This window comes from Phenylobacterium sp. (assembly GCF_046291545.1).
Lineage (GTDB): Bacteria > Pseudomonadota > Alphaproteobacteria > Caulobacterales > Caulobacteraceae > Phenylobacterium.
The window spans coordinates 1,079,129-1,105,434 of record NZ_JBKBSM010000001.1; the positions used below are offsets into that span (position 1 = coordinate 1,079,129).

The 26,306-nt window shown below is 69.2% G+C and carries 25 protein-coding genes; 12 read left to right on the top strand and 13 right to left on the bottom strand.

The features are described 5' to 3' along the window. Positions 1-4 precede the first annotated feature (4 nt). Positions 5-781, top strand: coding sequence for an alpha/beta fold hydrolase (locus tag ACK4YQ_RS05350; protein ID WP_409609025.1), 777 nt, complete (start codon positions 5-7; stop codon positions 779-781). 79 nt (positions 782-860) lie between these two features. Here the strand turns inward: ACK4YQ_RS05350 and ACK4YQ_RS05355 are convergent, their stop codons facing one another. After that, on the bottom strand, positions 861-2,063 hold the full coding sequence (locus tag ACK4YQ_RS05355) for an acetyl-CoA C-acyltransferase (protein WP_409609027.1): 1,203 nt from the start codon (positions 2,061-2,063) through the stop codon (positions 861-863). A gap of 108 nt (positions 2,064-2,171) precedes the next feature. Then, positions 2,172-4,250, bottom strand: a complete 2,079-nt coding sequence (locus tag ACK4YQ_RS05360; protein ID WP_409609029.1) for a 3-hydroxyacyl-CoA dehydrogenase NAD-binding domain-containing protein — start codon at positions 4,248-4,250, stop codon at positions 2,172-2,174. Between the two features lie 173 nt (positions 4,251-4,423). On the opposite strand from ACK4YQ_RS05360, the gene ACK4YQ_RS05365 reads away from it, so the two are divergent. Further along, complete coding sequence (locus tag ACK4YQ_RS05365; RefSeq protein ID WP_409609031.1) at positions 4,424-5,209, top strand: SDR family oxidoreductase; 786 nt, start codon at positions 4,424-4,426, stop codon at positions 5,207-5,209. 46 nt (positions 5,210-5,255) lie between these two features. Here ACK4YQ_RS05365 and aceB read toward each other — a convergent pair whose 3' ends face one another. The 3 genes from aceB to ACK4YQ_RS05380 form a co-directional block, all read right to left on the bottom strand. Continuing rightward, positions 5,256-6,851, bottom strand: a complete 1,596-nt coding sequence (gene aceB / locus ACK4YQ_RS05370) for a malate synthase A (RefSeq protein WP_409609033.1) — start codon at positions 6,849-6,851, stop codon at positions 5,256-5,258. Between the two features lie 88 nt (positions 6,852-6,939). Then, the gene (locus tag ACK4YQ_RS05375) at positions 6,940-7,146 is read right to left on the bottom strand and encodes a DUF4170 domain-containing protein (protein WP_409609035.1); all 207 of its coding nucleotides are present in this window, start codon (positions 7,144-7,146) and stop codon (positions 6,940-6,942) included. 108 nt (positions 7,147-7,254) lie between these two features. Further along, positions 7,255-8,847 carry an isocitrate lyase gene (locus ACK4YQ_RS05380; RefSeq protein ID WP_409609037.1) on the bottom strand — a complete coding sequence of 531 codons (1,593 nt, stop codon included), beginning with the start codon at positions 8,845-8,847 and terminating at the stop codon, positions 7,255-7,257. Positions 8,848-8,997: 150 nt separating this feature from the next. Between ACK4YQ_RS05380 and ACK4YQ_RS05385 the strand changes: the two genes are divergently transcribed. Next, positions 8,998-10,440, top strand: coding sequence for a short-chain fatty acyl-CoA regulator family protein (locus ACK4YQ_RS05385; protein ID WP_409609039.1), 1,443 nt, complete (start codon positions 8,998-9,000; stop codon positions 10,438-10,440). 83 nt (positions 10,441-10,523) lie between these two features. Continuing rightward, positions 10,524-11,750: a TetR/AcrR family transcriptional regulator gene (locus ACK4YQ_RS05390; RefSeq protein ID WP_409609041.1), complete on the top strand. Its 1,227-nt coding sequence runs from the start codon at positions 10,524-10,526 to the stop codon at positions 11,748-11,750. Positions 11,751-11,752: 2 nt separating this feature from the next. On the opposite strand, the gene ACK4YQ_RS05395 is transcribed toward ACK4YQ_RS05390, so the two are convergent. Continuing rightward, the gene (locus tag ACK4YQ_RS05395) at positions 11,753-13,249 is read right to left on the bottom strand and encodes an MFS transporter (RefSeq protein WP_409609043.1); all 1,497 of its coding nucleotides are present in this window, start codon (positions 13,247-13,249) and stop codon (positions 11,753-11,755) included. 73 nt (positions 13,250-13,322) lie between these two features. Beyond that, a complete protein-coding gene (locus ACK4YQ_RS05400; protein ID WP_409609045.1) occupies positions 13,323-14,840 on the bottom strand; it encodes an MFS transporter in 1,518 nt (505 codons plus the stop codon). Between the two features lie 311 nt (positions 14,841-15,151). Here ACK4YQ_RS05400 and ACK4YQ_RS05405 point away from each other — a divergent pair, with 311 nt between their 5' ends. Further along, the gene (locus tag ACK4YQ_RS05405) at positions 15,152-16,030 is read left to right on the top strand and encodes an SDR family NAD(P)-dependent oxidoreductase (RefSeq protein ID WP_409609047.1); all 879 of its coding nucleotides are present in this window, start codon (positions 15,152-15,154) and stop codon (positions 16,028-16,030) included. A gap of 22 nt (positions 16,031-16,052) precedes the next feature. Here ACK4YQ_RS05405 and ACK4YQ_RS05410 read toward each other — a convergent pair whose 3' ends face one another. Continuing rightward, positions 16,053-17,039: an NAD(P)H-quinone oxidoreductase gene (locus ACK4YQ_RS05410; protein ID WP_409609049.1), complete on the bottom strand. Its 987-nt coding sequence runs from the start codon at positions 17,037-17,039 to the stop codon at positions 16,053-16,055. Positions 17,040-17,126: 87 nt separating this feature from the next. Between ACK4YQ_RS05410 and ACK4YQ_RS05415 the strand changes: the two genes are divergently transcribed. After that, on the top strand, positions 17,127-17,333 hold the full coding sequence (locus ACK4YQ_RS05415; RefSeq protein WP_409609051.1) for a DUF1192 domain-containing protein: 207 nt from the start codon (positions 17,127-17,129) through the stop codon (positions 17,331-17,333). A gap of 129 nt (positions 17,334-17,462) precedes the next feature. After that, positions 17,463-17,975 carry a DUF1465 family protein gene (locus ACK4YQ_RS05420; protein ID WP_409609053.1) on the top strand — a complete coding sequence of 171 codons (513 nt, stop codon included), beginning with the start codon at positions 17,463-17,465 and terminating at the stop codon, positions 17,973-17,975. A gap of 146 nt (positions 17,976-18,121) precedes the next feature. On the opposite strand, the gene rpmE is transcribed toward ACK4YQ_RS05420, so the two are convergent. Next, positions 18,122-18,346 carry a 50S ribosomal protein L31 gene (gene rpmE, locus ACK4YQ_RS05425; protein WP_409609055.1) on the bottom strand — a complete coding sequence of 75 codons (225 nt, stop codon included), beginning with the start codon at positions 18,344-18,346 and terminating at the stop codon, positions 18,122-18,124. 118 nt (positions 18,347-18,464) lie between these two features. Between rpmE and ACK4YQ_RS05430 the strand changes: the two genes are divergently transcribed. Then, complete coding sequence (locus ACK4YQ_RS05430; RefSeq protein WP_409609057.1) at positions 18,465-20,321, top strand: ABC transporter transmembrane domain-containing protein; 1,857 nt, start codon at positions 18,465-18,467, stop codon at positions 20,319-20,321. A gap of 7 nt (positions 20,322-20,328) precedes the next feature. Here ACK4YQ_RS05430 and ACK4YQ_RS05435 read toward each other — a convergent pair whose 3' ends face one another. From ACK4YQ_RS05435 to ACK4YQ_RS05450, 4 genes are all read right to left on the bottom strand, one after another. After that, a complete protein-coding gene (locus ACK4YQ_RS05435; RefSeq protein ID WP_409609059.1) occupies positions 20,329-21,402 on the bottom strand; it encodes a glycerophosphodiester phosphodiesterase in 1,074 nt (357 codons plus the stop codon). Between the two features lie 51 nt (positions 21,403-21,453). Beyond that, positions 21,454-22,248 carry an inositol monophosphatase family protein gene (locus ACK4YQ_RS05440; RefSeq protein ID WP_409609061.1) on the bottom strand — a complete coding sequence of 265 codons (795 nt, stop codon included), beginning with the start codon at positions 22,246-22,248 and terminating at the stop codon, positions 21,454-21,456. 73 nt (positions 22,249-22,321) lie between these two features. Further along, positions 22,322-22,984 (bottom strand): thiamine phosphate synthase, encoded by a 663-nt coding sequence (gene thiE, locus ACK4YQ_RS05445; RefSeq protein WP_409609063.1) that lies wholly within the window; start codon positions 22,982-22,984, stop codon positions 22,322-22,324. A gap of 40 nt (positions 22,985-23,024) precedes the next feature. After that, a complete protein-coding gene (locus ACK4YQ_RS05450) occupies positions 23,025-24,005 on the bottom strand; it encodes a cytochrome ubiquinol oxidase subunit I (RefSeq protein ID WP_409609065.1) in 981 nt (326 codons plus the stop codon). Positions 24,006-24,190: 185 nt separating this feature from the next. Here ACK4YQ_RS05450 and ACK4YQ_RS05455 point away from each other — a divergent pair, with 185 nt between their 5' ends. From ACK4YQ_RS05455 to ACK4YQ_RS05470, 4 genes are all read left to right on the top strand, one after another. Then, positions 24,191-24,376, top strand: a complete 186-nt coding sequence (locus ACK4YQ_RS05455; protein ID WP_409609530.1) for a bacterioferritin-associated ferredoxin — start codon at positions 24,191-24,193, stop codon at positions 24,374-24,376. A 110-nt stretch (positions 24,377-24,486) separates the two neighbouring features. After that, positions 24,487-24,975, top strand: a complete 489-nt coding sequence (gene bfr, locus ACK4YQ_RS05460; RefSeq protein ID WP_409609067.1) for a bacterioferritin — start codon at positions 24,487-24,489, stop codon at positions 24,973-24,975. A gap of 60 nt (positions 24,976-25,035) precedes the next feature. Continuing rightward, positions 25,036-25,557: a tryptophan-rich sensory protein gene (locus ACK4YQ_RS05465; RefSeq protein ID WP_409609069.1), complete on the top strand. Its 522-nt coding sequence runs from the start codon at positions 25,036-25,038 to the stop codon at positions 25,555-25,557. A 49-nt stretch (positions 25,558-25,606) separates the two neighbouring features. Next, positions 25,607-26,302, top strand: coding sequence for an MgtC/SapB family protein (locus ACK4YQ_RS05470; RefSeq protein WP_409609071.1), 696 nt, complete (start codon positions 25,607-25,609; stop codon positions 26,300-26,302). Positions 26,303-26,306 lie beyond the last annotated feature (4 nt).

The following is a 26,306-nucleotide window of genomic DNA, read 5'->3' on the forward strand; positions in this document are numbered from 1 at the left end:
CGCCATGGAACTCAAGACCGTCCAGACCCGGCATGTCCCCGTCCGCTACATCGAAGGCGGCGCGGGACAGCCTCTCGTCTTCCTGCACGGTGCCGGCGGGGTCACGCCGCAGGACCCCTTCCTCGCCGAACTCGCCAGGACGCACCACGTCTACGCCCCGCTCATCCCGGGCTACGGCGACAGCGAGGAATGTCCCGAGGTGCGCGACATGCTCGACTTCACGCTCCACACCTGGGACGTGGTGGAGGCGCTCGGCCTGAAGGACCCGATCTTCGTCGGCCATTCCATGGGCGGGATGATCGCCGCGGAGATGGCCGCGCTCGCGCCGAACGACGTTTCGCGCCTGGCGCTGATCTGCCCGGCGGGCCTGTGGGACGACGAGCACCCGATCGCCGACCTCTTCTCGCTGATGCCGTTCGAAATGCCGCGATACCTGTTCCACGACGAGGCGGCTGGCGCGGCGATGCTGACGGCCGGCCGGGCGGTGGACGACCCGAATTTCCTACAGACCTATCTGGTGCAGAACGCCCGCCAGCTCGGCATGGCCGGACGCATCCTGTTCCCGATCCCCGAGCGGGGCCTCGCCCAGCGGCTCTACCGCATCAAGGCGCGCACCGTGATCGTCTGGGGCGATTCCGACCGCCTGATCCCGCCGGTCTACGCCCACGGCTTCAAGAAGGGGATCCCCGGCGCCGAGCTCGTCTCGATCCCCGAGGCCGGCCACATGGTGATCCTGGAAAAACCCGCCGTGGTCGCCGAGGCGGTGGGCCGCCTGGGCTGATCCCCAGGCGACGGCCAACACAAGAAAAGGGCCGCCGGAGCGATCCGGCGGCCCTTGAGCCTGCAATGAGCTCTGCGTCCTAGAAGATCTCGAAGAGACCCGCCGCGCCCATGCCGCCGCCGACGCACATGGTGACCACGCCGTACTTGTAGCCGCGGCGTTTGCCCTCGTGGAGGATATGGCCGGTCGCGCGGGCGCCGGTCATCCCGTAGGGGTGGCCGATCGAGATCGCGCCGCCCGAGATGTTGTACTTCTCAGGATCGATGCCCAGCTTGTCGCGGCAGTAGAGGCACTGCGAGGCGAAGGCCTCGTTCAGCTCCCACATGTCGATGTCGTCGATCTTCAGGCCGTTGCGCTCCAGCAGCTTCGGGATCGCAAAGACCGGGCCGATGCCCATTTCTTCCGGGCCGCAGCCGGCCACGGCCATGCCGCGGTAGGCGCCCAGCGGCTCCAGTCCGCGACGCTCGGCTTCCTTGCGCTCCATCAGCACCACGGCGGCCGCGCCGTCGGAGAGCTGGCTGGCGTTGCCGGCCGTGACGTACTTGCCTTCCTTGATGAACTGGCCGCCCTTGAACACCGGGGCCAGCTTCTGCAGGTCGGCCAGGGTGGTCTGCGGGCGGTTGCCTTCGTCGAGCTTCAGCTCGACTTCCCGTTCGGAGACCTCGCCGGTTTCCTTGTTCTGCACCAGCATGATCGACTTCAGCGGGGCGATCTCGGCGTTGAAGACGCCGGCGGCCTGGGCCGCGGCGGTGCGCTGCTGGGAGATCAGGGCGTACTCGTCCTGGGCTTCACGGCTCACGCCGTAGCGCTCGGCGACGATCTCGGCGGTTTCGATCATCGAAGTGTGGATTTCCGGCACGTGCTGGTCGAGCCACTTATCCGACGTGCGGTAGCGGTTCATCTTGTCGTTCTGCACGAGCGAGATGGACTCCAGCCCGCCGCCGACCGCCACGGTCGCGCCATCGTTGATGATGTACTTGGCCGCCGTGGCGATGCCCATCAGGCCCGAGGAGCACTGGCGGTCCAGGCTCATGCCCGACACGGTGTTGGGCAGGCCGGCGCGCAGGGCGGCGCGGCGGGCGATGTTGTTGCCGGTCGAGCCCTGCTGCAGGGCCGCGCCCATGACCACGTCATCCACTTCGGCCGGATCGATCCCGGCGCGCTTGACCGCCTCGGCGATCACGTGGCCGCCCAGTTCGGCGCCCGAGGTGTTGTTGAACGCACCGCGGTAGGCCTTGCCGATCGGCGTGCGGGCGGTGGAGACGATGACGGCTTCACGCATTTAGGAATGGTCCTGTCGTTTGGGAGGATGGTCCCGCCTCACGTAGGGTGAGCGGGCAGGGAAAAGAAACCCGCCTGAACCCGGAGTTCAGGCGGGCTGTCTTCGAACTCAGAGGTCGGAGAACTTCTTGCCTTCGGCCACGACCTTTTCGAGGAGGGCGGCGGGCTTGAACTGGTCGCCCATCTTGGCCTGGAATTCCTTCATCTTTTCCAGGACCTTGGCCGGCCCGATCTGGTCGCCGTACCACATCGGGCCGCCGCGATAGACGGGCCAGCCGTAGCCGTTCTGCCAGACGACGTCGATGTCGGAGGCGCGGATGGCCTTGCCTTCCTCGAGGATCTTCACGCCCTCGTTGATCATCGGATAGATGCAGCGTTCCAGGATCTCCTCGTCGGAGATCTTGCGCGGGTTGGCGCCCGACTTGACGATGAAGTCGTTGATGATCTTTTCGGTCACCGGCGATGGCTTGGCGTTGCGGTTCTCGTCGTAGTCGTAGTAGCCGGCGCCGGTCTTCTGGCCGCGGCGGTCCATTTCGCACAGCACGTCGCGGATGGTTTCGCCCTTGGACTTTTCCTTCACCCAGCCGATGTCCAGCCCGGCCAGGTCGCTCATGGCGAAGGGGCCCATGGGGAAGCCGAAGTCGTAGAGGACGCGGTCAACGTCCCAGGGCATGGCGCCTTCCATGACCAGCTTTTGGGCTTCGCGCTGGCGTTGGCCGAGGATGCGGTTGCCGACGAAGCCGGGGCACACGCCCACGAGCACCGCGACCTTGCCGATCTTCTTGGCCAGCTTCATCGAGGTGGCGATCACCTCCTTGGAGGTGTGGTCGGCGCGGACGATCTCCAGCAGCTTCATCACGTTGGCCGGCGAGAAGAAGTGCAGGCCGATCACGCTCTCGGGCCGCTTCGTGACGCTGGCGATCTCGTCGATGTTCAGGCCCGAGGTGTTGGTCGCCAGGATCGCGCCGGGTTTGCAGATGGCGTCGAGCTTGGTGAAGATGTCCTTCTTGACGTCCATACGCTCGAACACCGCTTCGATGACGAGGTCGACGTCGGCCAGGGCTTCCATCTCCAGCGAGCCCGAGATCAGGCCCATGCGCTCTTCGACCTGCTCGGCGGTGATGCCGCCGCGCGAGGCCGTCCGCTCGTAGTTCTTGCGGATCACGGAAAGACCGCGGTCCAGGGCGTCCTGCTTGACCTCGACGATCACCACCGGAATGCCGACGTTGGCGAAGTTCATGGCGATGCCGCCGCCCATGGTGCCGGCGCCGATGATCCCCACCTTGTTGATCGGGATCAACGGGGTGTCATCCGGCACGTCCGGGATCTTTTGGGCGGTGCGTTCGGCGAAGAAGGAATAGCGCTGAGCGGCGGACTGGGAGCCGGTCATCAGCTCCATGAACAGCTTGCGCTCGACGGCCAGGCCTTCCTCGAAGGGCAGGTTCACCGCCGCCTCGATGCAGCGGATGTTGTATTCCGGCGCCAGGAAGCCGCGGAACTTGCGCGCGTTGGCCTTGCGGAAGTTCTCGAAGATCTCGGGCTTGCCGCGGTCGGCGGCGACCTTGGAGTCGTTGTCGCGCACCTTCACCAGCGGCTTGTTCTCGGCCACGCACTTCTTGGCGAAGGCGATGGCGGCCTCGCGCAGCTTGCCTTCCTCCGCGAGCTCGTCGACCAGGCCCATGGCGAGGGCCGCCTTGGCCGGCACGTGCTGGCCCGAGGTCATCATCTCCAGCGCCTTCTGGGCGCCGACGATGCGCGGCAGGCGCTGGGTGCCGCCCGCGCCCGGCAGCAGCCCGAGGTTCACTTCCGGCAGGCCGACCTTGGCCGAGGGAACGGCCACGCGGTAGTGGGCGCAGAGCGCGACCTCCAGGCCGCCGCCGAGCGCCGTGCCGTGGATCGCGGCGACCACCGGCTTGGGCGAGCCTTCCATCATGTCCTGCACCTCGTGCAGGCCCGGGCCCTTGGAGGCGCCGCCGAACTCGGTGATGTCCGCGCCGGCGATGAAGGTGCGGCCCTCGCAGATCAGCACGATGGCCTTGGCGGCGGGATCGGCGCCGGCGGCCTTGAAGCCCTCGTAGAGGCCCTCGCGGACCTTGGCCGACAGGGCGTTCACCGGCGGCGAATTCAGCGTGATGACGGCGACGTCGCCCTCGACCGTAAGATCGGTCACTTCATTGATGGCGGTCATTATGGCGGTCCCTCGATGTTATGCCTTGGCGGGTCGCTTCTCGCGGGGCGATCCGGAAATTCAAACGCGTGTTATAGGCCCCAGGCGGACGGCGCGAGTCAAATGTGCGTAGGGCCTGGCGGCCCTTCCTGCGCACGATTTTCGCCACGGATCACCACGCCAGGGAGGCTTACATGGCGCTCGACTTCTTCTCACTGGAGGGCCGCACCGCCCTCGTTACCGGCGGCTCGCGCGGCATCGGAAAGATGATCGCCGCCGGCTTCATCGCCCAGGGCGCCAAGGTCTACATCTCCTCGCGCAAGCCGGCGGCATGCGACGAGACGGCGGCTGAGCTGTCGAAGGACGGCGGCCAGTGCATTTCGCTGCCGCAGGACGTCTCCACGGTGGAGGGCTGCAAGGCCCTGGCCGAGCGGCTGACGGCCCTGGAGCCGAAGCTCGACATCCTGGTGAACAACGCCGGCGCCGCCTGGGGCGCAGACTTCGACGAGTTCCCGGAGAGCGGCTGGGACAAGGTGATGAACCTGAACCTGAAGTCGCCCTTCTTCCTGACCCAGGCCCTGCACGGGGCCCTGGCCGCGGCGGCGCAGGACGACCGGCCTTCCAAGGTGATCAACATCGCCTCGATCGACGGGATCCGGCTCAATCCCCAGGAGACCTACTCCTATCACGCCTCCAAAGCCGGGCTGATCTATCTGACGCGCCGGATGGCCGCGCGGCTGATCCGCGACCGGATCAACGTGACCGGCATCGCGCCGGGCGCCTTCGCCTCTGAGATGAACCGGGTGGCCCGCGACCATGGCGACGAGATCGCCAAGCGCATCCCCTCGCGTCGCATCGGCCGCGACGAGGACATGGCCTGCGCGGCGATCTACCTGGCCAGCCGCGCGGGCGACTACGTCGTCGGCGAGACGATCGCGGTGGACGGGGGCGTGGCCCTGGCCAGCGTCGGGATCGGCTGAGCGCCCGGGCGCTCCTCCCCCCGCGACGCGGGGGGAGGAGTCGGGGTCAGAGGGCCCGGTAGGCCGGCAGGGTGAGGAACTCCTCGAAGCCGTCCGACAGGCTCATGTCGGTGAAGATCTGGATCGCTTCGGCGAAGCGGCCGGTCTCGAACGCGCCGCCCGGCAGGGTCTGGCGCAGCGCCGCCATCTCCTCGTCGAGCAGGCTCTTGAACAGCTCGGGGGTCACCGCCCGGCCGTCGTTCAGCTTGGCGCCGTGGCGGATCCACTGCCAGATCTGCGCGCGGCTGATCTCGGCGGTCGCGGCGTCTTCCATGAGGTTGTAGAGCGGAACCGCGCCGCGGCCGCGCAGCCAGGCCTCGATGTACTGGACGCCGACGCGGATGTTCTCGCGCAGGCCGTGTTCGGTGCGCTCGCCCTCGTGGACCTTCAGAAGGTCCTCGCGGGTGACGGTCACGTCCTCGCGCAGCTTGCCCAGCTGGTTCGGCGTGGGCATCACGCGGTCGAACACCTCCATGGCCACCGGCACGAGGTCGGGGTGGGCCACCCAGGTGCCGTCGTGGCCGTTGTTGGCCTCACGCTCCTTGTCCGCGCGCACCTTGGCGAAGGCGGCCTGGTTGGCGGCCTCGTCGCCCTTCACCGGGATCTGCGCCGCCATGCCCCCCATGGCGAAGGCGCCGCGGCGGTGGCAGGTCTGGATCAGCTTCAGCGAATAGGCGGCCAGGAACGCCGAGCCCATGCCCATGACCGCGCGGTCCGGGGTGAGGGCGTCGGGCTGGGCCTTCAGGCGCTTGATGAACGAGAAGATGTAGTCCCAGCGGCCGCAGTTCAGGCCCGCCATGTGGTCGCGAAGCTCGTAGAGGATCTCGTCCATCTCGAAAGCGGCGGGCAGGGTCTCGATCAGCACGGTGGCCTTGATCGTGCCGACCGGCACGCCGAGGGTCTCCTGGGCGTAGACGAAGACGTCGTTCCACAGGCGCGCTTCCAGATGGCTCTCCATCTTGGGCAGGTAGAAGTAGGGGCCGGAGCCGGCGGCAAGCGCCGTCTTGGCGCAGTGGAAGAAATAGAGGCCGAAGTCGAACAGGCCGCCCGACATCTCCTGGCCGTCCACCTGGGCGTGGGCCTCCGGCAGGTGCCAGCCGCGGGGACGCACGATCAGGGTCGCGACCTTGTCCTTCAGGGCGTAGCTCTTGCCGGTGTTGGGATCGGTGAAGCCGAGGTTTCCGGCCCAGCGGTCCTTCAGGTTCACCTGGCCCTCGATCATGTTCTCCCAGGTCGGGGAGGAGGCGTCCTCGAAGTCGGCCATGAACACGCGCGCGCCCGAGTTCAGCGCGTTGATGATCATCTTGCGGTCGACCGGGCCGGTGATCTCCACACGGCGATCCTGCAGGTCGGCGGGGATCGGCGCGACCTTCCAGTCGCCGGCGCGGACCGCGGCGGTCTCAGCCAGGAAGTCGGGCTTTTCGCCGGCGTCGTAGCGCTTCTGGCGTTCGGCGCGGGCGGCCAGCAGCTCCAGGCGGCGGCCGTTGAAGCGGCGGTGCAGTTCGCCCAGGAAGGCCAGCGCTTCAGGGGTCAGCACCTCGGCGGCGCGGCCCTCCACGGGGGCTTTGATTTCGATCGGCCGGGCGGCGGTGTCGACGGTCATGGCTGACTCCAGTCAGGAGAATAACGAACAAGCCCGCCCCTGGGGGCTTCCAAGGGCGGGCTCTTTGTACGCGAAGGCTGGCCCGGGATCAGGCCGGCAGTACGAGTTGCTCGGAAGCGATGGCGAAACGCGCGGTCGCGCAGCTCTTGGTCTCGTGCGAGATGCGTTTCCAGGCGGCGGTCGCCTCGTCGCGCGACTCGAACGGGCCGATCACCTGCGGGGCGCCGTTCTTGAGGGTGGTGAACTCCATGTTGGCGTACTCGCCGCCAACGACCCAGTAGCGTTGCTTGGTCATGGTCCATTCGCCTCCCCGGCCGAAAAGCCGGATCTTCGAGCTTCTATCGGAAGGTGGCGGTCCGGGGCGGTGGCCCCGGGCGCGCCGGTCGTCGGTCGAACCGTCGCCTCAGGCGAACTGGTTCATGGTGTTGTGGACGCCGCCCGCCTTCAGGGCCGCTTCACCGGCGAAGTACTCCTTGTGGTCGTCGCCGATGTCCGAGCCGGACATGTTCTGGTGCTTCACGCAGGCGATGCCTTGGCGGATCTCCTGGCGCTGGACGCCTTGGACGTAGCCCAGCATGCCCTGCGCGCCGAAGTACTCCTTGGCCAGGTTGTCGGTGGACAGGGCCGCGGTGTGGTAGGTCGGCAGGGTGATCAGGTGGTGGAAGATGCCGGCGCGCTTGGCCGCATCGGCCTGGAACGTGCGGATCTTCTCGTCGGCTTCAGCCGCCAGCGGGGTGCTGTCGTAGTCCACGCTCATCAGCTTGGCGCGATCGTAGGCCGAGACGTCCTTGCCTTCCTTGGACCAGGCGTCGAACACCTGCTGGCGGAAGTTGAGCGTCCAGTTGAACGACGGCGAGTTGTTGTACGCCAGCTTGGCTTCCGGACGCACTTCGCGGATGCGGTCGACCATCTCGGCGATCTGCTCGACGTGCGGCTTCTCGGTCTCGATCCACAGGAGGTCCGCGCCGTTCTGCAGCGAGGTGATGCAGTCGAGGACCACGCGGTCCACGCCGGTGCCTTCGCGGAACTGGAACAGGTTGGAGGGCAGGCGCTTCGGGCGCAGCAGCTTGCCGTTGCGGTTGATCACCACGTCGCCGTTCCGGGCGTTCTCGGGGGTGATCTCTTCGCAGTCCAGGAAGCTGTTGTACCGGTCGCCCAGGTCGCCCGGCTCATGGCTGACGGCGATCTGCTTGGTCAGGCCGGCGCCGAGGCTGTCGGTGCGGGCGACGATGATGCCGTTGTCCACGCCCATCTCGAGGAAGGCGTAGCGCACGGCGCGGAGCTTCTGGATGAAGTCCTCGTGCGGGACGGTGACCTTGCCGTCCTGGTGGCCGCACTGCTTCTCGTCGGAGACCTGGTTTTCGATCTGGATGGCGCAGGCGCCGGCCTCGATCATCTTCTTGGCCAGCAGGTAGGTCGCCTCGGCGTTGCCGAAGCCGGCGTCGATGTCGGCGATGATCGGAACGACGTGGGTTTCGAAGTTGTCGATCTCTTCCAGCAGGGCCTGTTCCTTGGCGTTGTCGCCGGCCTTGCGGGCGGCGTCGAGGTCACGGAACAGCAGGCCGAGCTCGCGGGCGTCGGCTTGCTTCAGGAAGGTGTAGATCTCTTCGATCAGGGCCGGCACGGTGGTCTTCTCGTGCATCGACTGGTCCGGCAGCGGGCCGAACTCGGAGCGCAGGGCCGCGACCATCCAGCCGGACAGGTAGATGTAGCGGCGCTTCGTCGAACCGAAGTGCTTCTTGATGGAGATCAGCTTCTGCTGGGCGACGAAGCCGTGCCAGCAGCCCAGCGACTGGGTGTACTGCGAGGGGTCGGCGTCGTAGGCCGCCATGTCCTTGCGCATGATGTCGGCGGTGTACTTGGCGATCTCCAGGCCGGTCTTGAACCGGTTCTGCAGACGCATGCGGGCCACGGCCTCGGGGCTGATGCCGTCCCAGGTTCCGTTCTTGGACTTGATGAGCTGGCCCATCTCGATGATGTGGTCTTGGTAGGACATCGGCCTCTCCCAAAAATGAGGGCTTTTACAAGCGGTGGCGCCCCATAACGCTTGTGGCGCCTGGGGGTAAACCCGTGGTGCGTTGCAAAAGGGCGTCTCTGTCACAGCGCGACCTTGTAATGTATGTAAAGATGTGACAAACACACAGGCATGGCCGTCGCCCCCACCGACCGCAAACTCTTCCTGGGCGCTCGCCTGAAGCGCCTGCGCCGCGACCTGGGCCTGACCCAGACGCGCATGGCCGAGGACCTGGGGGTTTCGCCCAGCTACCTGAACCTTCTGGAACGCAATCAGCGTCCCGTGACGGCCCAGGTGCTGCTGCGGCTCGCCGAAGCCTACGACCTGGACCTCAAGAGCCTGGCGGGAGATCCGGAATCCACCGGCGCCACCGGGCTGACTGAGGTCTTCTCCGACCAGATGTTCCGCGACCTGGGCATCGCCCGCCATGAACTGGCGGAGGTGGCGGAAAGCGCGCCGATCGTCTCGGAGGCCATCGTGCGCCTCTACCGCGCCTATCTCGACCAGCGCCGGCTGACCGACCTGGGCGCCATCGGCCGCCCGGAAGAGGGCGGCTCGCCCGCCGCCTCGGTTGTGACGCCCTCGGACTGGGTGCGCGACTACATCCAGGCGCAGAAGAACCATTTCCCCGAACTCGAGGACGTGGCCGAGGAAATGCTGCAGGACATGGCGCCCGAACCCCAGGGGTTTGCGGCCGCCGCCCGCGAGCGGCTCGCCACGCGCCACGGCATCCAGGTCCGCGTCGTCCCGATGGACGTGCTTCCGGAGTCCGTCCGCCGCTTCGACCACCACCGCCGGCGGCTGTTCCTTTCGGAGGTGCTGACGGGCGCGGGACGGTCCTTTTCGCTGGCCTACCAGCTCGCCGTGCTGGAGCACGGATCGCTGCTCGACGTTCTGGCCGACCGCGCCGGCCCTCCCGACCGGCCCACCCGCAACCTGGTGAAGGTCTCGCTGGCCAACTACCTGGCCGCGGCCCTGATGATGCCCTACGCCGCCTTCCACGAGGCCGCCGAGCGGACGGCCTATGACATCGAGCTGATACGGGCCCGCTTCGGGGTCAGCTACGAACAGGCCTGCCATCGGCTGACCACCTTGTCCCGCCCGGGGGCGCGGGGGGTGCCCTTCTTCATGCTGCGCCTGGATTCCGCCGGCAACATCTCCAAGCGCTATGCGGGGGCCAACTTCCCGTTCTCGCGGTTCGGCGGCACCTGCCCGCGCTGGAACATCCATTCCAGCTTCCGCACCCCGGGCCGGATCGTCACCCAGATCGTCGAGACGCCGGACGGCCAGCGCTATTTCACCGTCTCGCGCACGGTCTCGCGCATCGCCACGCCCTACGCGGGCGACGACTCGGAACTGGCGATCGGCCTGGGTTGCGAGCTGAAGTTCGCCGAGAGGCTGGTTTATTCCCGCGGCATCGACCTGCGCGACCCGGCGGTGACGGCCATCGGCCCGGCCTGCCGGATCTGCGAACGTCCGGCGTGCCCGCAACGGGCGGCGGAGCCGATCAACCGCACCTTGATGGTCGACGACTTCACCAAGTCGATCACGCCCTATCCGTTCGCCTCCGGCTGAGGCGCGTTTCCCAAAGGCGCGCCGGTGGGATAGACAGGCGGTTCGGCGCACAGAGGGCCTGCGCCGCGGAGCGCCACGACTTCATGGCCGACGACAGCACCGCCGTCAGATCCACGGCGCGTTTCGAGCGAAAGCGCGAGGCCATTCTCGATTCGGCGACGGCCGTCCTGAACCATCATGGAGTGAAGGGGCTGACGCTGGCCGTGGCGGCCTCGGCCGTGGGGCTGTCGACCACCAGCGTGACCTACTATTTCCGGCGCAAGGATGACCTGGCGGCCGCCTGCCTGATGCGCGGCGTGGAATGGATCGAGCAGGCCGCGGACCAGGCCCTGGCCGAGCCGACGCCGGAGGCCCGGCTCTATCGGCTGCTGGAGCTCTATCTGAAGCGCCTGCGCCTGGCGGCGACCGGCGAGGCGGCCGAACTCCCCGTGCTGTCGGACATCCGCGCGCTGAACGATCCGCAGCGCACCGAGGTGTTCGAGGCGTTCATGGCCGTATTCCGCAAGGTGCGCCGGCTGTTCGAGAGCGGGGAGCTGTCCTGGCTCTCCCGCGGGCGCGCCACGGCCCGCACGCACATGCTGCTGGAGCAACTGTTCTGGGCGGCCGCCTGGCTGCCGAAATACGATCCCGAGGACTACGGCCGCATCCGAGAGCGGATGTTCGACATCCTGCTCCACGGCCTGGCCGCCGACGGCGAGGTCTGGGCGCCGAACGCCCTGCCGCCGGTGGGCGCCGCCGAGGGGCAGGAGGCGCTGCGCGAGACCTTTCTCCTGGCCGCGACGCGCCTGATCAACCGGCGAGGGTATCGCGGCGCCTCGGTGGAGCTGATCTCGGCCGAGCTCAACGTCACCAAGGGCTCGTTCTACCACCACCACGAGACCAAGGACGAACTGGTGGTCGCCTGTTTCGAGCGCACCTTCGAGGTGATGCGGCGGATCCAGCGCCTGTCGATGGCCCAGGCGGGCAGCCAGTGGTCGCGCCTGACCACGGCGGCGGCGGCCCTGACCGAGCACCAGTTGTCCGAGCACGGCCCGCTGCTGCGCACCTCGGCGCTCACGGCCCTGCCCGAGGCGATCCGCGAGGAGATGGTGCAGCATTCGAACCGGGTCTCGGACCGCTTCGCCTCGATGATCTCGGACGGCATCGCCGAGGGCTCGATCCGACCGGTCGACCCGTCCATCGCCGCGCAGATGCTGAACGCCACCCTGAACGCCGCGGCCGAGCTGCGCTTCTGGGTGCCCGACCTCAGCCAGAAGGGCGCGCCAGCCGTGTTCGCCAGGCCGATGATGATGGGCGTCTTCGAGCGCTAGGCTCAGCCGTCGGCGCGCGCCTCGAGCCCTGCGTCCACTTCATGCTCAGCCTGTTCGGCCAGGGCCGCGGCCTCCCGCAGGCGCTCCAGGTTGCGCTCATGGGTCGCCCGGTCGATCCGATAGAACGCCAGCACGGCGATCGACAGGCCCGACAGGACGGCCACGGTCGGCAGATAAGCGAGGGCGAGGCTGCGCATGGTCTCGAAGCTGACGCTGCCGGGCAGGGCGTGAGACGGGAAATCCACCAGGCTGAGCAGCGCCCCGGCCATGAAGGCGCCGACCCCGGTGGTGCACTTGCCGAGGAAGGAGTTGGCGGCGAACAGCAGGCCCTCGGAGCGCTGGCCCGTGCGCACGGCGTTGTCCTCCACCACGTCGGCCACCATCGAGGTGACGATGATGAAGCCCATCAGGCCCAGGGTGGTGGTGACCACATAGTCGCCGACCAGGATGCCCAGGAGCAGGGCCGAGCCGTTAGGCGGCATGAGGTCCAGCAAGCGCAGGCTGAGGGGCGTGAGCAGGGCCACGAGCGAGACCGAGAACAGCGTCAGCATCGCCCGCTTCTTGCCCATCAGCCGTGAGACGAGCGGGGCGAGGGTGACGCCCAGGAGCGAGGCGATCAGGCCGCCAGCGATGATGTAGGACACCTGCTGCGACTGCAGGCCCCACAGGTGGATGTAGAAGTAGGTGGAAAGCCCGCTCGTCAGGCCGAGGGACACCCCGCCGACAAGACCGGACAGCATCAGCACCAGGAGCGAGCGGTTGGAGAAGTTGGCCGCCACCTCCGCGATCGCCTGGCGCAGGGTCATGTCCCGGGCCGGCGCCTGGTGCAGGTGGCGGATGCGCCCGTGGGTGGCCGCGGTCGAGGCGAGGACGCAGACGAACATCACCACCGCCGCAAAGGCGCCGAAGCGGGCGTAGCCCTCCGGGTTGAGGACGCCCAGGGGGTTGGCGGCGTCCTGCCGCAGGAACACCTGGTAGAGCAGGAAGGTGATCGTCGCCCCGCCGATGATCCCGAAGAAGTAGCGGAAGGCCAGCAGCGTGGTGCGCTTGTCGTAGTCCGGGGCGAGCTCGGGGGCCAGGGCGGTCGACGGGATCTCGTAGAGCGAGACCGAAAGGCGGACCAGCACCAGCATGCTGATCATGAACGCGAACTGGCCCGGCGTCGAAAGGGCGTGCGGCGGGTTCCACAGGAAGAAGAAGGCGAAGGCGATCGGTCCGGCCGACGCGTACATGAAGGGGTGGCGGCGGCCCCAGCGGGAGCGGAAGTGGTCGGACCAGCGGCCGATCAGCGGATCCAGCACAGCATCGACGACGAGCGAGGCCATGATCGCCGCCCCGACCCAGACCGCCGGCAGGCCGATCACCTGATTGAAGTAGAGCTGCAGCACGGCGGCGGAGAGCGCCTGGCTGGAGATGCCGAAGGCGACCGAGCCCACGCCGTAGCTCAGCATCGTGGGGAGGCCGAGCCTGGGTTCCTGGGCTTGGGTCGCTGCGGTCATCCGCGAACACTCCGGCAGGTTCGAAATCTCGGTACGCGTGCGGACGGCATGAGCCGGGGCGGGGACATGGAGGCTAGATCGCCGAGGGGCCGGCGGGCGCGAGGCCGCCGGTCGCGGGCGCTGCAGCCGGCGCCTGCGCGCCGTCCGAGGCGGCGTCTTGGGCGCGGCGGGCGGCGAGGATGCGCAGGTTCTCCTCGTGCTTGGCCCGATCGATGTTGAAGGCGAAGATCGTCAGGATCGCCGCGCCGTAGAGGATCGCCGCCATCGGCAGGTAGGTGAGGGCCAGGTTGCGCAGGATTTCCGGGTCGACGGCGCCGCGCTCCGCGTTCGTCGGGAAATGCACGGCCTTGAGGATCGCGCCGGCGATGAAGACGCCGACCCCTGAGACCATCTTCTTGAAGAGGTTGTCGGCCGACAGCAGCAGGCCCTCGGAGCGGCGGCCGGTCTTGACCTCGGCGTCCTCGACCACGTCGGCGACCATGGACAGAAGCAGAACCACCATGCCGGCGGCCATCGCCGTGTTCAGGAACTGCTCGGCAAGCAGGATGATCAGCAGCGCCTGGGTCCCGTTGGGCGGCAGCAGTTCCATCAGCCGCAGGGTGATGGGCGCCACCCCGATCGCCAGGGCGGCGGTGAACATCAGGATCGCCCCGGTCTTCTTGCCCAGCATGCGCGCCACCTGCGGGGCGATGATCACGCCGATGGCGCTGCCGACGACGCTGACGGTGGTCAAGAGGGCGAGCTGTCCCTGGGTCAGCTCCCAGAAATAGATGCCGAAATAGAGCTCCAGCCCGTTCTTGGAGCCGGTGGCGATGGCGATCAGCATGCCGGTCACGGCGGTGACGATGAAGCCGCGGTTCTTCAGCGTCTGGCCGACCTCGCGGGCCATGGCGCGGGCGGTGATCTTCCGCAGCGGCGCCTCGCGCAGATAGGGGATCCGGCTGCTGGTGCCGAAGGAGGAAATCAGGATGACCGCGAAGATCAGCAGGCCCGCGGCCAGCGAGTAGGAGAAGTATCCGTCCCTGGCGAGCACGCCGCCGGTGCCGTCAGGGTTCTCCTTGAGGAACACCTGGTAGGCCATCAGCGTCATGCCCAGGCCGCCGACGACGGCGAACAGCATGCGCATGGAGATCAGGCTGGTGCGCTGATGATAGTCCTGCGCGAGCTCCGGGGCGAGCGCCTGGTGGGGCAGTTCGAAGAAGGTGTCGAACAGCCGGATCGTGAGCACGCAGGCGATCATGTAGATGAAGAGCGCGTTCTCGCTCCACCCCTGCGGCGGGTTCCACAGGAGGAAGAAGGCCACCGATACGGGCAGGGCCGCGGCGATCATGAACGGGTGGCGCCGTCCCCAGGGGGAGCGGAAATTGTCCGAGATCTGCCCGATCAGCGGATCGACAAGGGCGTCGAAGATCAGGGCGATCATCAGCACCGCCGCCACCTTGTCCGGCGGCAGGCCTACGACCTGATTGTAGAAGATCATCAGGAAGGTCGACAGGCCGCGCTGCTTGATGGCGTTGGCCATCGCGCCAAGCCCATAGAACACCTTGACCGAACGGCTGAGCGGAGGGGCGTCGGACGGCTGGGCGCTCATGCCAAAGCGCCTCGCGATCCCGGCGTGGCCAGGCTGGGCACCACTCGTTTCCTCCCCACACGCAGAGCGCGGTCGTTGTTCTTGCGGCGTCGACGACGAAGCGGCCAGGGGCGCGCTTCTCCACCCGCGTCGCCGAAAGCGTGTGCGAGGCGCCCCCTCAGGTCAACGGTTTTGATCTTGCCGGACTGACACAAAAGTCCCCGAACCGAAACTTCGGTATGGCGGGAAAGGATTTCGGTTTGCCTCCGCGAGGCGCGCAGCGCACCCTTCGCCTCGCCAGAAGCGCGACGACAGCGAAGGGGGACGAGGCCATGGCGGGACGGCTGCAGGGCAAGGTTGCGGTGATCACGGGCGGATGTTCGGGCATCGGCCTTGGAACCGTGGAGCGCTTCGCCGCCGAGGGGGCCAAAGTGCTGGTGGGCGACGTCGACGAGGCGGCCGGCGGCCGGCTAGCGGAGCGGTTCGACGGCGCCGTCGCCTTCCGCCGCTGCGACGTGACCGAGGAAGCCGATCTGGCGGGACTGATGGACGCGGCCGCCGAGCGGTTCGGCGGCCTGGACGTCGTCTTCAACAACGCCGGCGCCGGCGGGGCCCGGGAAACCCTGGCGGAGATGACCGGCGAGGCCTGGGACCGCACCCAGGCGCTGTTGCTGCGCTCCGTCGCCCTGGGCATGCGCTACGCCATCCCGCACCTGAAGCGTCGCGGCGGCGGATCGATCATCAACACCGCCTCGATCGCCGGCATGCAGGCCGGCGCAGGGCCGATCGCCTATTCCACCGCCAAGGCCGCGGTGATCCACCTGACCCGGCTCGCGGCGGCCGAACTTGGCCGCGACGGCATCCGGGTGAACGCCATCTGTCCGGGGCTGATCCTGACCAACATCTTCACGCCGGCCGACATGATCCCGCCGGGCATGGCCGACATGGTCAAGGCGTCGATGGCCCAGACCGCGCCGGACGCGCAGCCCATCGCCCGGGCCGGCCAGCCGGCCGACATCGCCAGCGCGGCCCTCTTCTTCGCCTCGGACGAGTCGGCGTTCGTCACCGGCGTGCACATGCTGGTGGACGGCGGCATGTTCACCGGCCCGCGGCAGGCGTGGGACCCGGAGATGAGGGCCGAGCGCCAACGCCTCATGGAGGAGCGCCGCGCCGCCTTCGAGGCGGCCCAGGCCGAGGGCCTGGCCGACTGAGCGCGCCTTGGCCCGGCGGCGTTCAGCCGACCGTCAGCACCACCTTGCCCACGTGGGCGCCCTCCTCGAGGTAGGCGTGGGCCTTGGCCGCCTCGGCCAGGGGGAAGGTCTTGTCCACTCTCTGGCGCACCTTGCCGGCCGCGATCCAGGGCCAGACCACGCGCTCGACCTCCGCGGCCAGGCGCGCCTTCTCGTCGGCGTCGCGCGGGCGAAGCGTCGAGCCGGTCACGATCACCCGCTTCATCATCAGCCGCATGATGTTCAGGCTGACCTCCGCCCCGGCCTGAGCGGCGATGTGCACCAGCCGGCCGCCGGTCTTCAGGGAGTCCAGGTTGCGCGCGAAATAGTCGCCGCCGACCATGTCCAGGATGACGTCGCACCCGCCCTGGGCCTTGGCGATCTCGGCGAAGTCGTCGAGCGTCGCGTCGATGGCGACGTCCGCGCCCAGCTTGCGCGCGGCCTCGGCCTTTCCGGCCCCGCGGGCGGTGGCGATCACCCGCGCGCCAGCCGCCTTGGCCATCTGGATCGCGGTGACGCCGATGCCGCTGGTGGCCCCGTGCAGCATGAGGGTCTCGCCCGCTTTCAGGCCCCCGTGCTCGAACACGTTGGCGTAGACCGTGAAGACCGTCTCGGGCAGTCCGGCGGCCTCGGCCAGGTCCACCCCCTCGGGTATCGGAAGGGCGTGGCGCGCGTCGCAGACCGCGTATTCGGCGTAGCCGCCGCCGCCGAGCAGGGCGCAGACCCGGTCGCCGGGCTTCCACCGGCCGCCGCCTTCCACCACCTCGCCTGCGACTTCCAGGCCCAGTGTGGCCGGCGCGCCGGGCGGCGGCGGATAGAAGCCCAGGCGCTGGACGATGTCCGGACGGTTCACGCCGGCGGCCTTCACCCGGATCAGGATCTGTCCGGGGCCCGGCTGCGGGCGCGGGGCGGCGGCGGCGCGAAGGGCCGAGGCGGGGCCCTTGCCGCCCTCCACCTCCACGGCGGTCATGGTCGCGGTCGATTGGTCCATGGGTGTGGCCTCCCTGATCTTGCGCGGCGGGCGCGATGCGGCTTGGATAACGCCCGGTGTGGGGGCGGCAAGGGGGAGTTCGCCACGATGGACGAGCCGGCGGATGCCCGGGTCGGGCGCGGCCAGCGCCTGCAGGAGGCGGTGCGCGAGGATCTGGAGCTGTTCAGCGTCGAGGAACTGGAGGCGCGGATCATCGTCCTGGAGGCCGAGATCGCCCGCAGCCGGGCGGAGATCGGCCGCAAGCAGGCCGGTCGCGCGGCCGCCGACGCCCTGTTTGGCAGGAAGCCGGAATGAGCGGGCGCCCGGAATGGGAAGGCCTGCGCTGGATCGCCGCGCGCAGTGTGGCACAACCGTTGCAGATCGAGGCCTTTCGGACGGATGGAGCATCCGCCGAATGCTGGACAAGGGGCTGAAGGAAGCCAAATGAGCGATATCAATGCGTCGGCCAAGCCCTGGCGTGCGGATGTGATCCAGGACTTCGCCCGGTCGGAACTTTTTGACCGGACGTTCCAGGAAGGCATGGACCTGGTGGAAGAAACCGCCGGCTATCTGGACGGGGCGGGCCGCCAGGAATCCAAGCTGCTGTCGCGGAACGCCGCCCTGGCCTACGCGGCCGAGAGCATGCGCCTGACCACCCGCCTGATGCAGGTGGCCTCCTGGCTGCTCGTGCAGCGGGCCGTGCGCGAAGGGGACATGGCCCCCGAAGCGGCCTGCGAAGACCGGTACCGCCTCGCCGCGGAAGACATCTGCCGTCGTCCGGCCGAAACGGCCGAGGACCTGCCGCCGAGCCTGCTGCTGCTGCTCGACCGCTCGGAGCGGCTCTATGAGCGGGTCCGCCACCTGGACCGGCGGATGTACGTCGAGGAGGCCGAGGAAGAGGCGCCCAACCCGGTGCTCTCGCAGTTCGACCGTCTGCGCAGCGCCTTTGGCGGCTGAGCGCCCGCCACCCACGAAACACCGGAAAACGCCCCTCGCCCAGCGGGGGGCGTTTTTCGTTGCGCCAGGACCAACGCAAGAAAGCCGGCCCGCGTCGCCGCGGCCGGCTCCAGATCGGCGCAGGCGGGCGTTCGGCCCGCTTGGCTTTACTTGCGGGTGAAGGCGCCGAACTTGGCGTTGAAGCGCGACACGCGACCGCCGCGGTCGAGCAGGGTCTGCTGGCCGCCGGTCCACGCCGGGTGCGTCTTCGGGTCGATGTCCAGGTTCAGCGTCGCGCCTTCCTTCCCGTAGGTCGACCGGGTCTGGTAGGTCGTGCCGTCCGTCATCACCACGGTGATGAAGTGATAGTCCGGATGGGTGTCTTGTTTCATCGCGCGGGCAACCGACGTAAAGGATCAGCCAGAAATGCGGGGGCCGCTGTCGAGCGGCTCCGCAGGAAGCCCGCGCCTATACAGGAAAAGCCGGGTCCAAGGCAAGGACGCGCAGTAGATGAGTGACACATCGGCCGCAGGCCCCGTCGACGGGCGGCCGAGCGCCGGCGCGGCGCTGGTTCAGTCGATCGGAGAGGCGGCGACCCGTCGCCCCCGCAGCCGCAATGTCAGGTCTCTTTCGCGCCTCGTCCCGTTCGTCGGCCGGCACAAGGGCGACGCGGCCCTGGCGGGGGTGTTCCTGCTGACCGCCACGGGGGCGACCCTGGGGATGTCAGGCGCCCTGCGCCTGCTGGTCGACAACCTCACCAAGCTGCGGGCGGGCGCGGGCGACGTCGCCTCGATCGACCGCTGGTTCCTGCTGATCACCGCCGTGGCTCTTGCGCTCGCCGCCTCATCGGCGTTGCGCTACTTCTTCGTCACCAAGCTCGGCGAGCGGATCGTCGCCGACCTGCGCAAGGCTGTCTACGCCCACATCCTGACGCTGGATCCGGCCTACTTTCTGCAGACACGCACCGGCGAGGTGCTCTCGCGGCTGACGACCGACGTGCAGATCGTGGAGAGCCTGATGGCGACCTCGATCTCGGTCGCCCTGCGCAACCTCCTGACGCTTGTCGGCGCCCTCGCCCTGCTGATCTGGGTGAGCCCAAAGCTGACCGGGCTGGTGCTTCTGACCTTCCCCTTCGTGTTGGCGCCGCTCTTCCTCTTCGGCCGGCGCGTTCGTCGCCTGACCGCCTCCACCCAGGATCAGTTCGCCGCGGCCGTCGGCCATGCCGGCGAAACCCTCGACGCCCTCGAGACCGTCCAGGCGTTCGGCCGCGAACAGTCGGCGGCGGCGCGCTTCGGCGCGGCGGTGGAGGCGTCGTTCCGCACCTCGCTGCGGCGCATGACGGCGCGGGCGGTCATGACGGCCATGGTCATCGGCCTTGTGTTCGGGGGCGTGGTGGCGATCTTCTGGCTCGGTGTCCATGCGGGCCTCCGCGGCGAGGTGAGCTGGGGCGCGCTCTTCCAGTTCGCCTTCCTGGCGGTGCTCGCCGCCGGCTCCGTCGGGGCCCTGGGCGAGACCTGGGGGGAGTTGCAGAAGGCCGCCGGAGCCATGGAGCGGATCGGCGAGCTGCTGGACGCGCGGCCGGGGATCGCCGCGCCCGAACGGCCCCGCGCCCTCCCCGAACCGGCCAGTGGGGCCCTGGAGTTCAAGAACGTCGTCTTCGCCTATCCCGGCCGGGACGATCTGCCGGCGCTGAGGGGCTTTTCACTCAGCGTCGCTCCCGGCGAGCGGGTCGCCCTGGTCGGGCCTTCGGGGGCTGGCAAGAGCACGGTGCTGCGGCTTCTGCTGCGCTTCTACGATCCTCAGTCCGGCGCCGTGTTCCTCGATGGCGTGGACGTGCGCCAGGCCGATCCGGCCGCGGTGCGTGCGCGCATGGCGCTCGTCGCCCAGGACTCGCCGCTGTTTTCCGGATCGGCGCGGGAGAACATCGGCTTCGGCGCCGACGGCGCGAGCGCCGACGCGATCGCCGCCGCCGCGCGCGCGGCCCAGGCGGAGGGCTTCATCACGGCCTTGCCCGAGGGCTACGACACGCCGGTGGGCGAGCGGGCGCGCGCGCTCTCCGGCGGTCAGCGCCAGCGCTTGGCCATCGCCCGCGCCCTGGTGCGCCAGGCGCCGATCCTCCTGCTGGACGAGGCCACCAGCGCCCTGGACGCCGAGAACGAGCAACTCGTCCAGTCCGCCCTGGACGAGGCGATGCGCGGGCGGACGACCATCGTGATCGCCCACAGGCTGGCGACGGTGCTCAAGGCCGACCGCATCGTGGTCATGGACGAGGGGCGGGTGGTCGAGCAGGGGGGGCACGCCCAGCTCGTCGCCCAGGGCGGGCTCTATGCCCGGCTCGCCGCCCTGCAGTTCGGCGAAGCCGCCTAGGCGCGGGTCAGCCGCGGGCCTTCACCGCCAGGGCGGGGAAGTCGCTGAACACGCCGTCGACGCCGGCCGCGTACAGCGCCCTGAACACCGCCTCCACGTCGCCGTGCTCGGCGGGCCCTTCGCCGCGGCGCAGCCTGGGCGGCAGGAACTGGTTCTCCGCCCTCACGGTCCAGGGATGGACGGCCAGGCCCGCGGCGTGGGCGTCGGCGACAAGGGAGGTCGGCGCGCCGAGGCCGCCGTCGGGCGTGCGCGGCAGGACCAGCGACCAGTCCGGGCCGAGACCGTGCGCGTAGGTCGCGATCTCCTTCAGGCCGTCGGGCGTGATCATGTCGGCGTAGAGGGTTCCGGCGCGATCCGCAGGGCCGCTCTCGGCCGCGACCAGCTGCACGCGCGTGACGCTGGACAGGGTCGCGAAGGTCTTCAGGGGCGCCACTTCGAAGCACTGGACGATCACCGGCGCGCGCGGCGAGTCGACGCCGTTCCGGCGCAGGGCGTCGGCGAGCCGCCCCTCGATCGGCAGCCCCGCCATCGCCAGGAAGGTCGGATGCTTCATTTCGGGATACACGCCGATGGTGCGGCCCACGCGCCGGCTTTCGGCCTTGGCCAGGTCGATCACCTCCTGGAAGGTCGGGATCGCCTCGCGCCCGTCGAAGGCCGCGCTCTGAGGCCGCAGCTCGGGCAGGCGCTCGCGGGCGCGCAGGGTCTTCAGTTCGGCCAGGGTGAAGTCCTCGGCGAACCACCCTTCGATGGCCTCGCCGTCCACGGTCTTGCTGGTCCTGCGCCCGGCGAACTCGGGGCGGGAGGCCACGTCGGTGGTGCCGGAGATCTCGTTCTCGTGGCGCACCACCAGCTCGCCATCCTTGGTGACCACCAGATCCGGCTCGATGAAGTCGCAGCCCTCCTCGATCGCCAGGCGATAGCCCATGAGGGTGTGCTCGGGCCGCTCGCCGCTGGCGCCGCGGTGGGCGATCACCAATGGATGGCGACCTTCGTGGGCGCGGGCGGCGGGGGCGAAGGGCAAGGCCGCGGTGATGGCGGTCCCCAGGGCGGCTTGGGCGAAGGTGCGTCGGCTGAGCGTCATGGCGCCGATCTAGCGCCGCCGTGCGACGGTTTCGTCAAGCGCCGGGCTGGATCAGGCGGCGGCCCGCAGGCGCTCCAGCATCAAGGGATGAAGGTCGAGGTTGGCGGCGCAGACCGTGCCCTTCGCCAGCACGTCCTCGCCCCCGTCGGCGTCCGTGACCTTGCCGCCGGCCTCGCTCACCAGCAGCATGCCCGCCGCGAGGTCCCAGGGGCTCAGGTCGCGCTCCCAGTAGCCGTCGAAGCGGCCGGCCGCCACGAAGGCCAGGTCGAGGGCCGCCGAGCCGAAGCGGCGCACCCCGGCGACCCGCTGGGTCATCTGGTGCAGTTCCTTCAGGAACCGGGCGTGCTGGCCGTGGCCGAGGAAGGGGATGCCGGTGGCCAGCACCGCCTCGTCCAGCCGCTGGCGGGCGGCCACCCGCAGGCGCTTGTCGTTGACGAAGCAGCCCTTGCCCTTTTCGGCCCAGAACAGCTCGTTGGTGATGGGGTTGTAGGTGACGGCCGCGACGATCGCGCCCTCGCGCTGCAGGGCGATGTTCACCGCGAAATGGGGGATCGCGTGCAGGAAGTTGGTCGTGCCGTCCAGCGGATCGACGATCCAGGTGTGGGTCTTGTCAGTTCCCTCCACCAGGCCGCGCTCCTCGCCCAGGAAGCCGTAGCCGGGGCGGGCCTTGCCGAGGGCCTCGAACAGCACCTGTTCGGCCCGCAGGTCGGCGGCCGAGACGAAGTCGGCGGCGCCCTTCTTGGAGACCTGCAGCTCGGTAAGCTCGCCGAAATCTCGGTTCAGCCCCCGCGCAGCCTTGCGGGCCGCATCGGACATCACCTTCAGGAGGGCGGATTGGGTGGACACGTCTGGGCCGGCTTTCGGGCGGAGTGGAGGGCGCGGAACCTAGTGGCCGCGCCGGCTCAAGGCAAGGCGAGCGTCAGGAGGCGGCGGCGGCCTGCCGGTCGGCCAGGCCCTTGGCGATTTCCTCGTTGAGCGCCTTGACGGCCGCCGCTGGGCCCTCGCCATGGCTCCAGACGCCGGCCGACACGGCCAGGAAGTCGGCGCCGGCGGCCACCAGCGGGCGCGCGTTGGCCGCCGTGATCCCGCCGATGGCGACGCAGGGGACCTCCATCGTCTCCTGCCAGATGGAGAGGATCTCCGGATCGGCGCGCGTGGGCGCGTCCTTGGTGGTGGTCGGGTAGAAGGCCCCGAAGGCGACGTAGTCCGCGCCGGCCTCGGCGGCTTCCATCGCCAGGTGGCGGCTGTCATGGCAGGTGACGCCCACCATCCTGTCCTTGCCCATCAGGCGGCGGGCCTCGGCATAGGGAGCATCCTGCTGGCCCACATGCACGCCGTCGCAATCCAGGCGCGCCGCCAGGTCGGGCCGGTCGTTAAGGATCACCGCCACCCCGCGGGCGTGGGCGATGGGGGCCAGCACGTCGACCGCCGCGGCGATCACCTCGTTCGGCGCGTCCTTCAGCCGGATCTGCAGGGCGGCGACGTCGCCTGCGTCGAGGGCGTGGCCGAGCACGTGGCCAAAGGCGGCCAGATCGTCGATCTGGGAGGGCGTGATGAGATAGAGGCGGCAGGCGGGGACCATGGCGCGCTTCTAGACGATTTTACGCCGGGCGCGAGGGCTCTCAGCCTTGGCCAGGGGCGTCGGTCGGCTCGTCGAAGGGGCGGGCGGCGAGGCGCACGATCAGATAGCCGCCGGCGCCGAAGACGAGGATGTAGGCCGCCCACAGGCCGAGCACCGCCAGCGAGCCGACGACCGGCGATGGCGAGGCGGCGGACCCGAGCCGGCTGGCCATCCACCCGGCCATGAGCGCGGCCATGCCGGTCGCTCCCATGGCCAGGCTCACGTGCAGAAAGGGTCGCGAACGCTCCGGCCCGCCCCGGCGGCGGACCAGCCAGGCCGCCCACAGCGCCAGCGAGACGACGGCGGCGCCAAGCACCGCCTCCAGCGGGGAGGGGCCGACCCCGGCCGGCGCCGGCAGGCTCCAGGCGTGGCCGCCCACGGCCAGTCGCAGGGGCGCGCAGATGGCGACCATGCCGACCGACATGCGCAGGGCGATGGCGCTGGCCGCCTCGTCGGGCCGACGCAGCAGCCGCGCGGCCGAGACCGCCGCCACGAGCAGCGAAGTCGCCAGGAAGGCGCCCAGCACGAAGCTGGCGAGGGTTTCAGCGACGGACCCGCCTGCGGACGGCGCTTCGTGCTGGAGCGTGACGATCCAGACCGTGGCGGTCATCAGCAGTACGGCCATGGTGATGCTGACCAGCACGTGGGAGGGCGCGCCGATCCGGCCATGCCCGGCGAGCATCGCCCAGGCGAGGCAGCCGATGGCCACGATGGCCGCCAGCAGTTGCGGCCCCGACCAGCTCCAGCCCACCGCATGGCCGATCGTCAGGGTGGCGACGACGCTGAGCAGCAGGCAGACGGCGAAGATCCGTGACCAGAAGCCGTAGAGGGCGCGGAAGGTCTCGTTGCGGCTGGCGACCCAGAGCACCTCGAGCACCGCCAGGTAGCTGGCCAGTCCGATCGCGAGGCTTGGGAACGCAAGCTGCGCCGCCGCTCCGATCATGGCGTTCAACGGCGTGAGCGTCTGGACGTAGGCGTCCATTCTCGCCTGCCCCCGTGAAGTCAGCCTGGTCCAGCGCCAAGCCGGGCGGACTCTCTGTCAGAACCCTGGCGGCGGCGAATCCTTCTTGAGCGACATAGGGTCGCGCGGCGGATTGATGCGAACGAGTTGCAAAGTCGATGTCATCTGGTAGATAGGTGGCGTCATCATCTGGGGACCAGGTCGGCGTGTACGTCTGCAACTGCAATGGCATTCGCGAGCGCGACGTGCGCGCGGCGATCGAGGCGGGGGCCGGTCGTCCGGCCGAGGTCTTCAAGCATTGCGACGCGCGTCCGCAGTGCGCGCGCTGCGTCTGCGAAATGCGCGAGATGATCGACGAGCAGGCCGAAGTCCTGCGCTTCGCGGCCGAGTGAGGTGTCGGCGCGGTCCGGCAGGGCAAGCGCCAATCACTTGCAAACAAAGCTTTTGACACTCCGCCGGGCTCAACCGAGGGTGCGCCCGTTGGATCCTGACGAGGTGTGCGATGCAAGGCGACAAGGCGATCATTCGGCTGCTGAACGCCGTGCTCACCAATGAGCTGACCGCGGTGAACCAGTACTTCCTGCACGCCAGGATGTACGAGAACTGGGGCTTCAAACGCCTTGGCAAGATCACCTACGACGAGTCGATCGGCGAGATGAAACACGCCGACAAGCTGATCAAGCGGATCCTGTTCCTCGACGGCCTGCCCAACCTGCAGGACCTGCACAAGCTTAAGATCGGCGAGAGCGTGCCCGAATGCCTGGCCGCCGACCTCTCGGTCGAGGTGGCCGGCCGCGTGGATCAGATCGAGCTCATCAAGCTCGCCGAACAGTCCGCCGACTTCGTCACCCGCCAGATCGTGCGCGAGATCCTGACCGACACCGAAGAGCACATCGACTTCCTGGAGACGCAACTGTCGCTGGTGCGCTCGCTCGGCGAGCAGAACTACCTGCAGAGCGCCCTGGGCGAGCTGGAAGGCGGCGACTCCTAGGCCGGACGGCGGAACCGGCGGCTCACCCCGGGGTTTCCTGGTTAAGGTGGGACGCGCCGCATGACCAAAGAGATCCAGATCCCCTCCCAACGTGAGGACCAAGGGCCGTTCGGGCACATCCTGATCGGATTGGCCCTGGCGGGCGGCGTGCTCGCCTGTTCGGCTCTGGCCGGCGCCGGCGAGGCGCGACGCGAGGCGCGGGAGGCCGAGGGGGACGCAGAGCCCGAAGAGCCCGGCCGAATGGCTTCGCTGGTGAGCATCCTGTGGCCCCCGGCGCTGCTGGCCCTGACCGCCCAGGGGCTCAGGGTGTGGAGCGCTCCGCGCAGTCCGCAGCGCACGCGGGCGCTCGGCCTTTGGGGCGCCGTCCAGATGCTCGCCGCCGCCTGGACGGCCTGGGGAACCCGCCGCCTGGGCGGGGATCTGACCCTTTCGGCGGCCGCCCTGGCGACAGGCGCGGCGTTCGCCCTCAGCGCCCGCCAGGTGGCGACCCCCGCGGCCAGCCGGGCGGGAACGTCCGCGTGGCTGGCCGCCGCCGCCGCGGCTCGCCGCTCCGCAGGGGCGGGGCCGGCCACGATCCACTGAGACTGTCCACGCCGTCTGGGCGATTGCCTGGAGCCGAACGGACCGGGGAATGATCGAGGACTGGATCTCACTCAACGGCCTGGCCATGCTCGGCGCGATCGTCGCCGGCGGACTGGTGGGCATGGAGCGGGAGTACCGGGGGCACGCCGCCGGCTTCCGCACCCACATCCTGGTGAGCCTGGCCTCGGCGCTCCTGATGCTGGCGGCCGGGCGCCAGACGCATTGGTTGGGCGACTTGCCGTACGACGTGCTGCGCATCGATCCCGTGCGGATGGCGCACGGCATCCTCACCGGCGTCGGCTTCCTGTGCGGCGGCGTCATCCTGCGGCAAGGTCTTTCCGTGTACGGAATGACGACCGCGGCCTCTCTGTGGATCACCTCCGCCATCGGCGTGCTGTTCGGCGCCGGAGTGTTCGGGCTGGCGATCGGCGGAACGGCGGCCACCGTGCTGATCCTGGCGGCGCTGCGGCTGAGCGCGGCCTGGCTGCCGCAGGTGGAGCACCTGGACGTCACCATCCGGTATCGCCGCGAAGCCACCGATCCCGAGGCCCGCCTGCGGGCGCTGGCCGAGGGCATCGGCCTGCACGTCGGCCGGCTCGGCTACGCCATGAGCGGCGAGGGCGCCGCTCTGGAGCTCAACGGCTCCCTTCGCGGCCGCGTGCGCGAGGCCGCGCGCCGTCTGGCCGAGGGCCTGAGGGACGATCCGGACATCGTCTCGTTCGATCTGGCGCCCCGCAACGACTGAGGCT

Coding starts and splice junctions, on each gene's coding strand:
- ACK4YQ_RS05385 (WP_409609039.1), top strand. CDS start 8,998: ATGGCCGTCGCCCCCACCGACCGCAAACTCTTCCTGGGCGCTCGCCTG.
- ACK4YQ_RS05390 (WP_409609041.1), top strand. CDS start 10,524: ATGGCCGACGACAGCACCGCCGTCAGATCCACGGCGCGTTTCGAGCGA.
- ACK4YQ_RS05470 (WP_409609071.1), top strand. CDS start 25,607: ATGATCGAGGACTGGATCTCACTCAACGGCCTGGCCATGCTCGGCGCG.
- ACK4YQ_RS05405 (WP_409609047.1), top strand. CDS start 15,152: ATGGCGGGACGGCTGCAGGGCAAGGTTGCGGTGATCACGGGCGGATGT.
- ACK4YQ_RS05360 (WP_409609029.1), bottom strand. CDS start 4,250: ATGACCGCCATCAATGAAGTGACCGATCTTACGGTCGAGGGCGACGTC.
- ACK4YQ_RS05420 (WP_409609053.1), top strand. CDS start 17,463: ATGAGCGATATCAATGCGTCGGCCAAGCCCTGGCGTGCGGATGTGATC.
- thiE (WP_409609063.1), bottom strand. CDS start 22,984: ATGGTCCCCGCCTGCCGCCTCTATCTCATCACGCCCTCCCAGATCGAC.
- ACK4YQ_RS05395 (WP_409609043.1), bottom strand. CDS start 13,249: ATGACCGCAGCGACCCAAGCCCAGGAACCCAGGCTCGGCCTCCCCACG.
- ACK4YQ_RS05430 (WP_409609057.1), top strand. CDS start 18,465: ATGAGTGACACATCGGCCGCAGGCCCCGTCGACGGGCGGCCGAGCGCC.
- ACK4YQ_RS05435 (WP_409609059.1), bottom strand. CDS start 21,402: ATGACGCTCAGCCGACGCACCTTCGCCCAAGCCGCCCTGGGGACCGCC.
- ACK4YQ_RS05400 (WP_409609045.1), bottom strand. CDS start 14,840: ATGAGCGCCCAGCCGTCCGACGCCCCTCCGCTCAGCCGTTCGGTCAAG.
- ACK4YQ_RS05415 (WP_409609051.1), top strand. CDS start 17,127: ATGGACGAGCCGGCGGATGCCCGGGTCGGGCGCGGCCAGCGCCTGCAG.
- ACK4YQ_RS05450 (WP_409609065.1), bottom strand. CDS start 24,005: ATGGACGCCTACGTCCAGACGCTCACGCCGTTGAACGCCATGATCGGA.
- ACK4YQ_RS05465 (WP_409609069.1), top strand. CDS start 25,036: ATGACCAAAGAGATCCAGATCCCCTCCCAACGTGAGGACCAAGGGCCG.
- ACK4YQ_RS05365 (WP_409609031.1), top strand. CDS start 4,424: ATGGCGCTCGACTTCTTCTCACTGGAGGGCCGCACCGCCCTCGTTACC.
- ACK4YQ_RS05375 (WP_409609035.1), bottom strand. CDS start 7,146: ATGACCAAGCAACGCTACTGGGTCGTTGGCGGCGAGTACGCCAACATG.
- ACK4YQ_RS05350 (WP_409609025.1), top strand. CDS start 5: ATGGAACTCAAGACCGTCCAGACCCGGCATGTCCCCGTCCGCTACATC.
- ACK4YQ_RS05355 (WP_409609027.1), bottom strand. CDS start 2,063: ATGCGTGAAGCCGTCATCGTCTCCACCGCCCGCACGCCGATCGGCAAG.
- ACK4YQ_RS05380 (WP_409609037.1), bottom strand. CDS start 8,847: ATGTCCTACCAAGACCACATCATCGAGATGGGCCAGCTCATCAAGTCC.
- aceB (WP_409609033.1), bottom strand. CDS start 6,851: ATGACCGTCGACACCGCCGCCCGGCCGATCGAAATCAAAGCCCCCGTG.
- ACK4YQ_RS05410 (WP_409609049.1), bottom strand. CDS start 17,039: ATGGACCAATCGACCGCGACCATGACCGCCGTGGAGGTGGAGGGCGGC.
- bfr (WP_409609067.1), top strand. CDS start 24,487: ATGCAAGGCGACAAGGCGATCATTCGGCTGCTGAACGCCGTGCTCACC.
- rpmE (WP_409609055.1), bottom strand. CDS start 18,346: ATGAAACAAGACACCCATCCGGACTATCACTTCATCACCGTGGTGATG.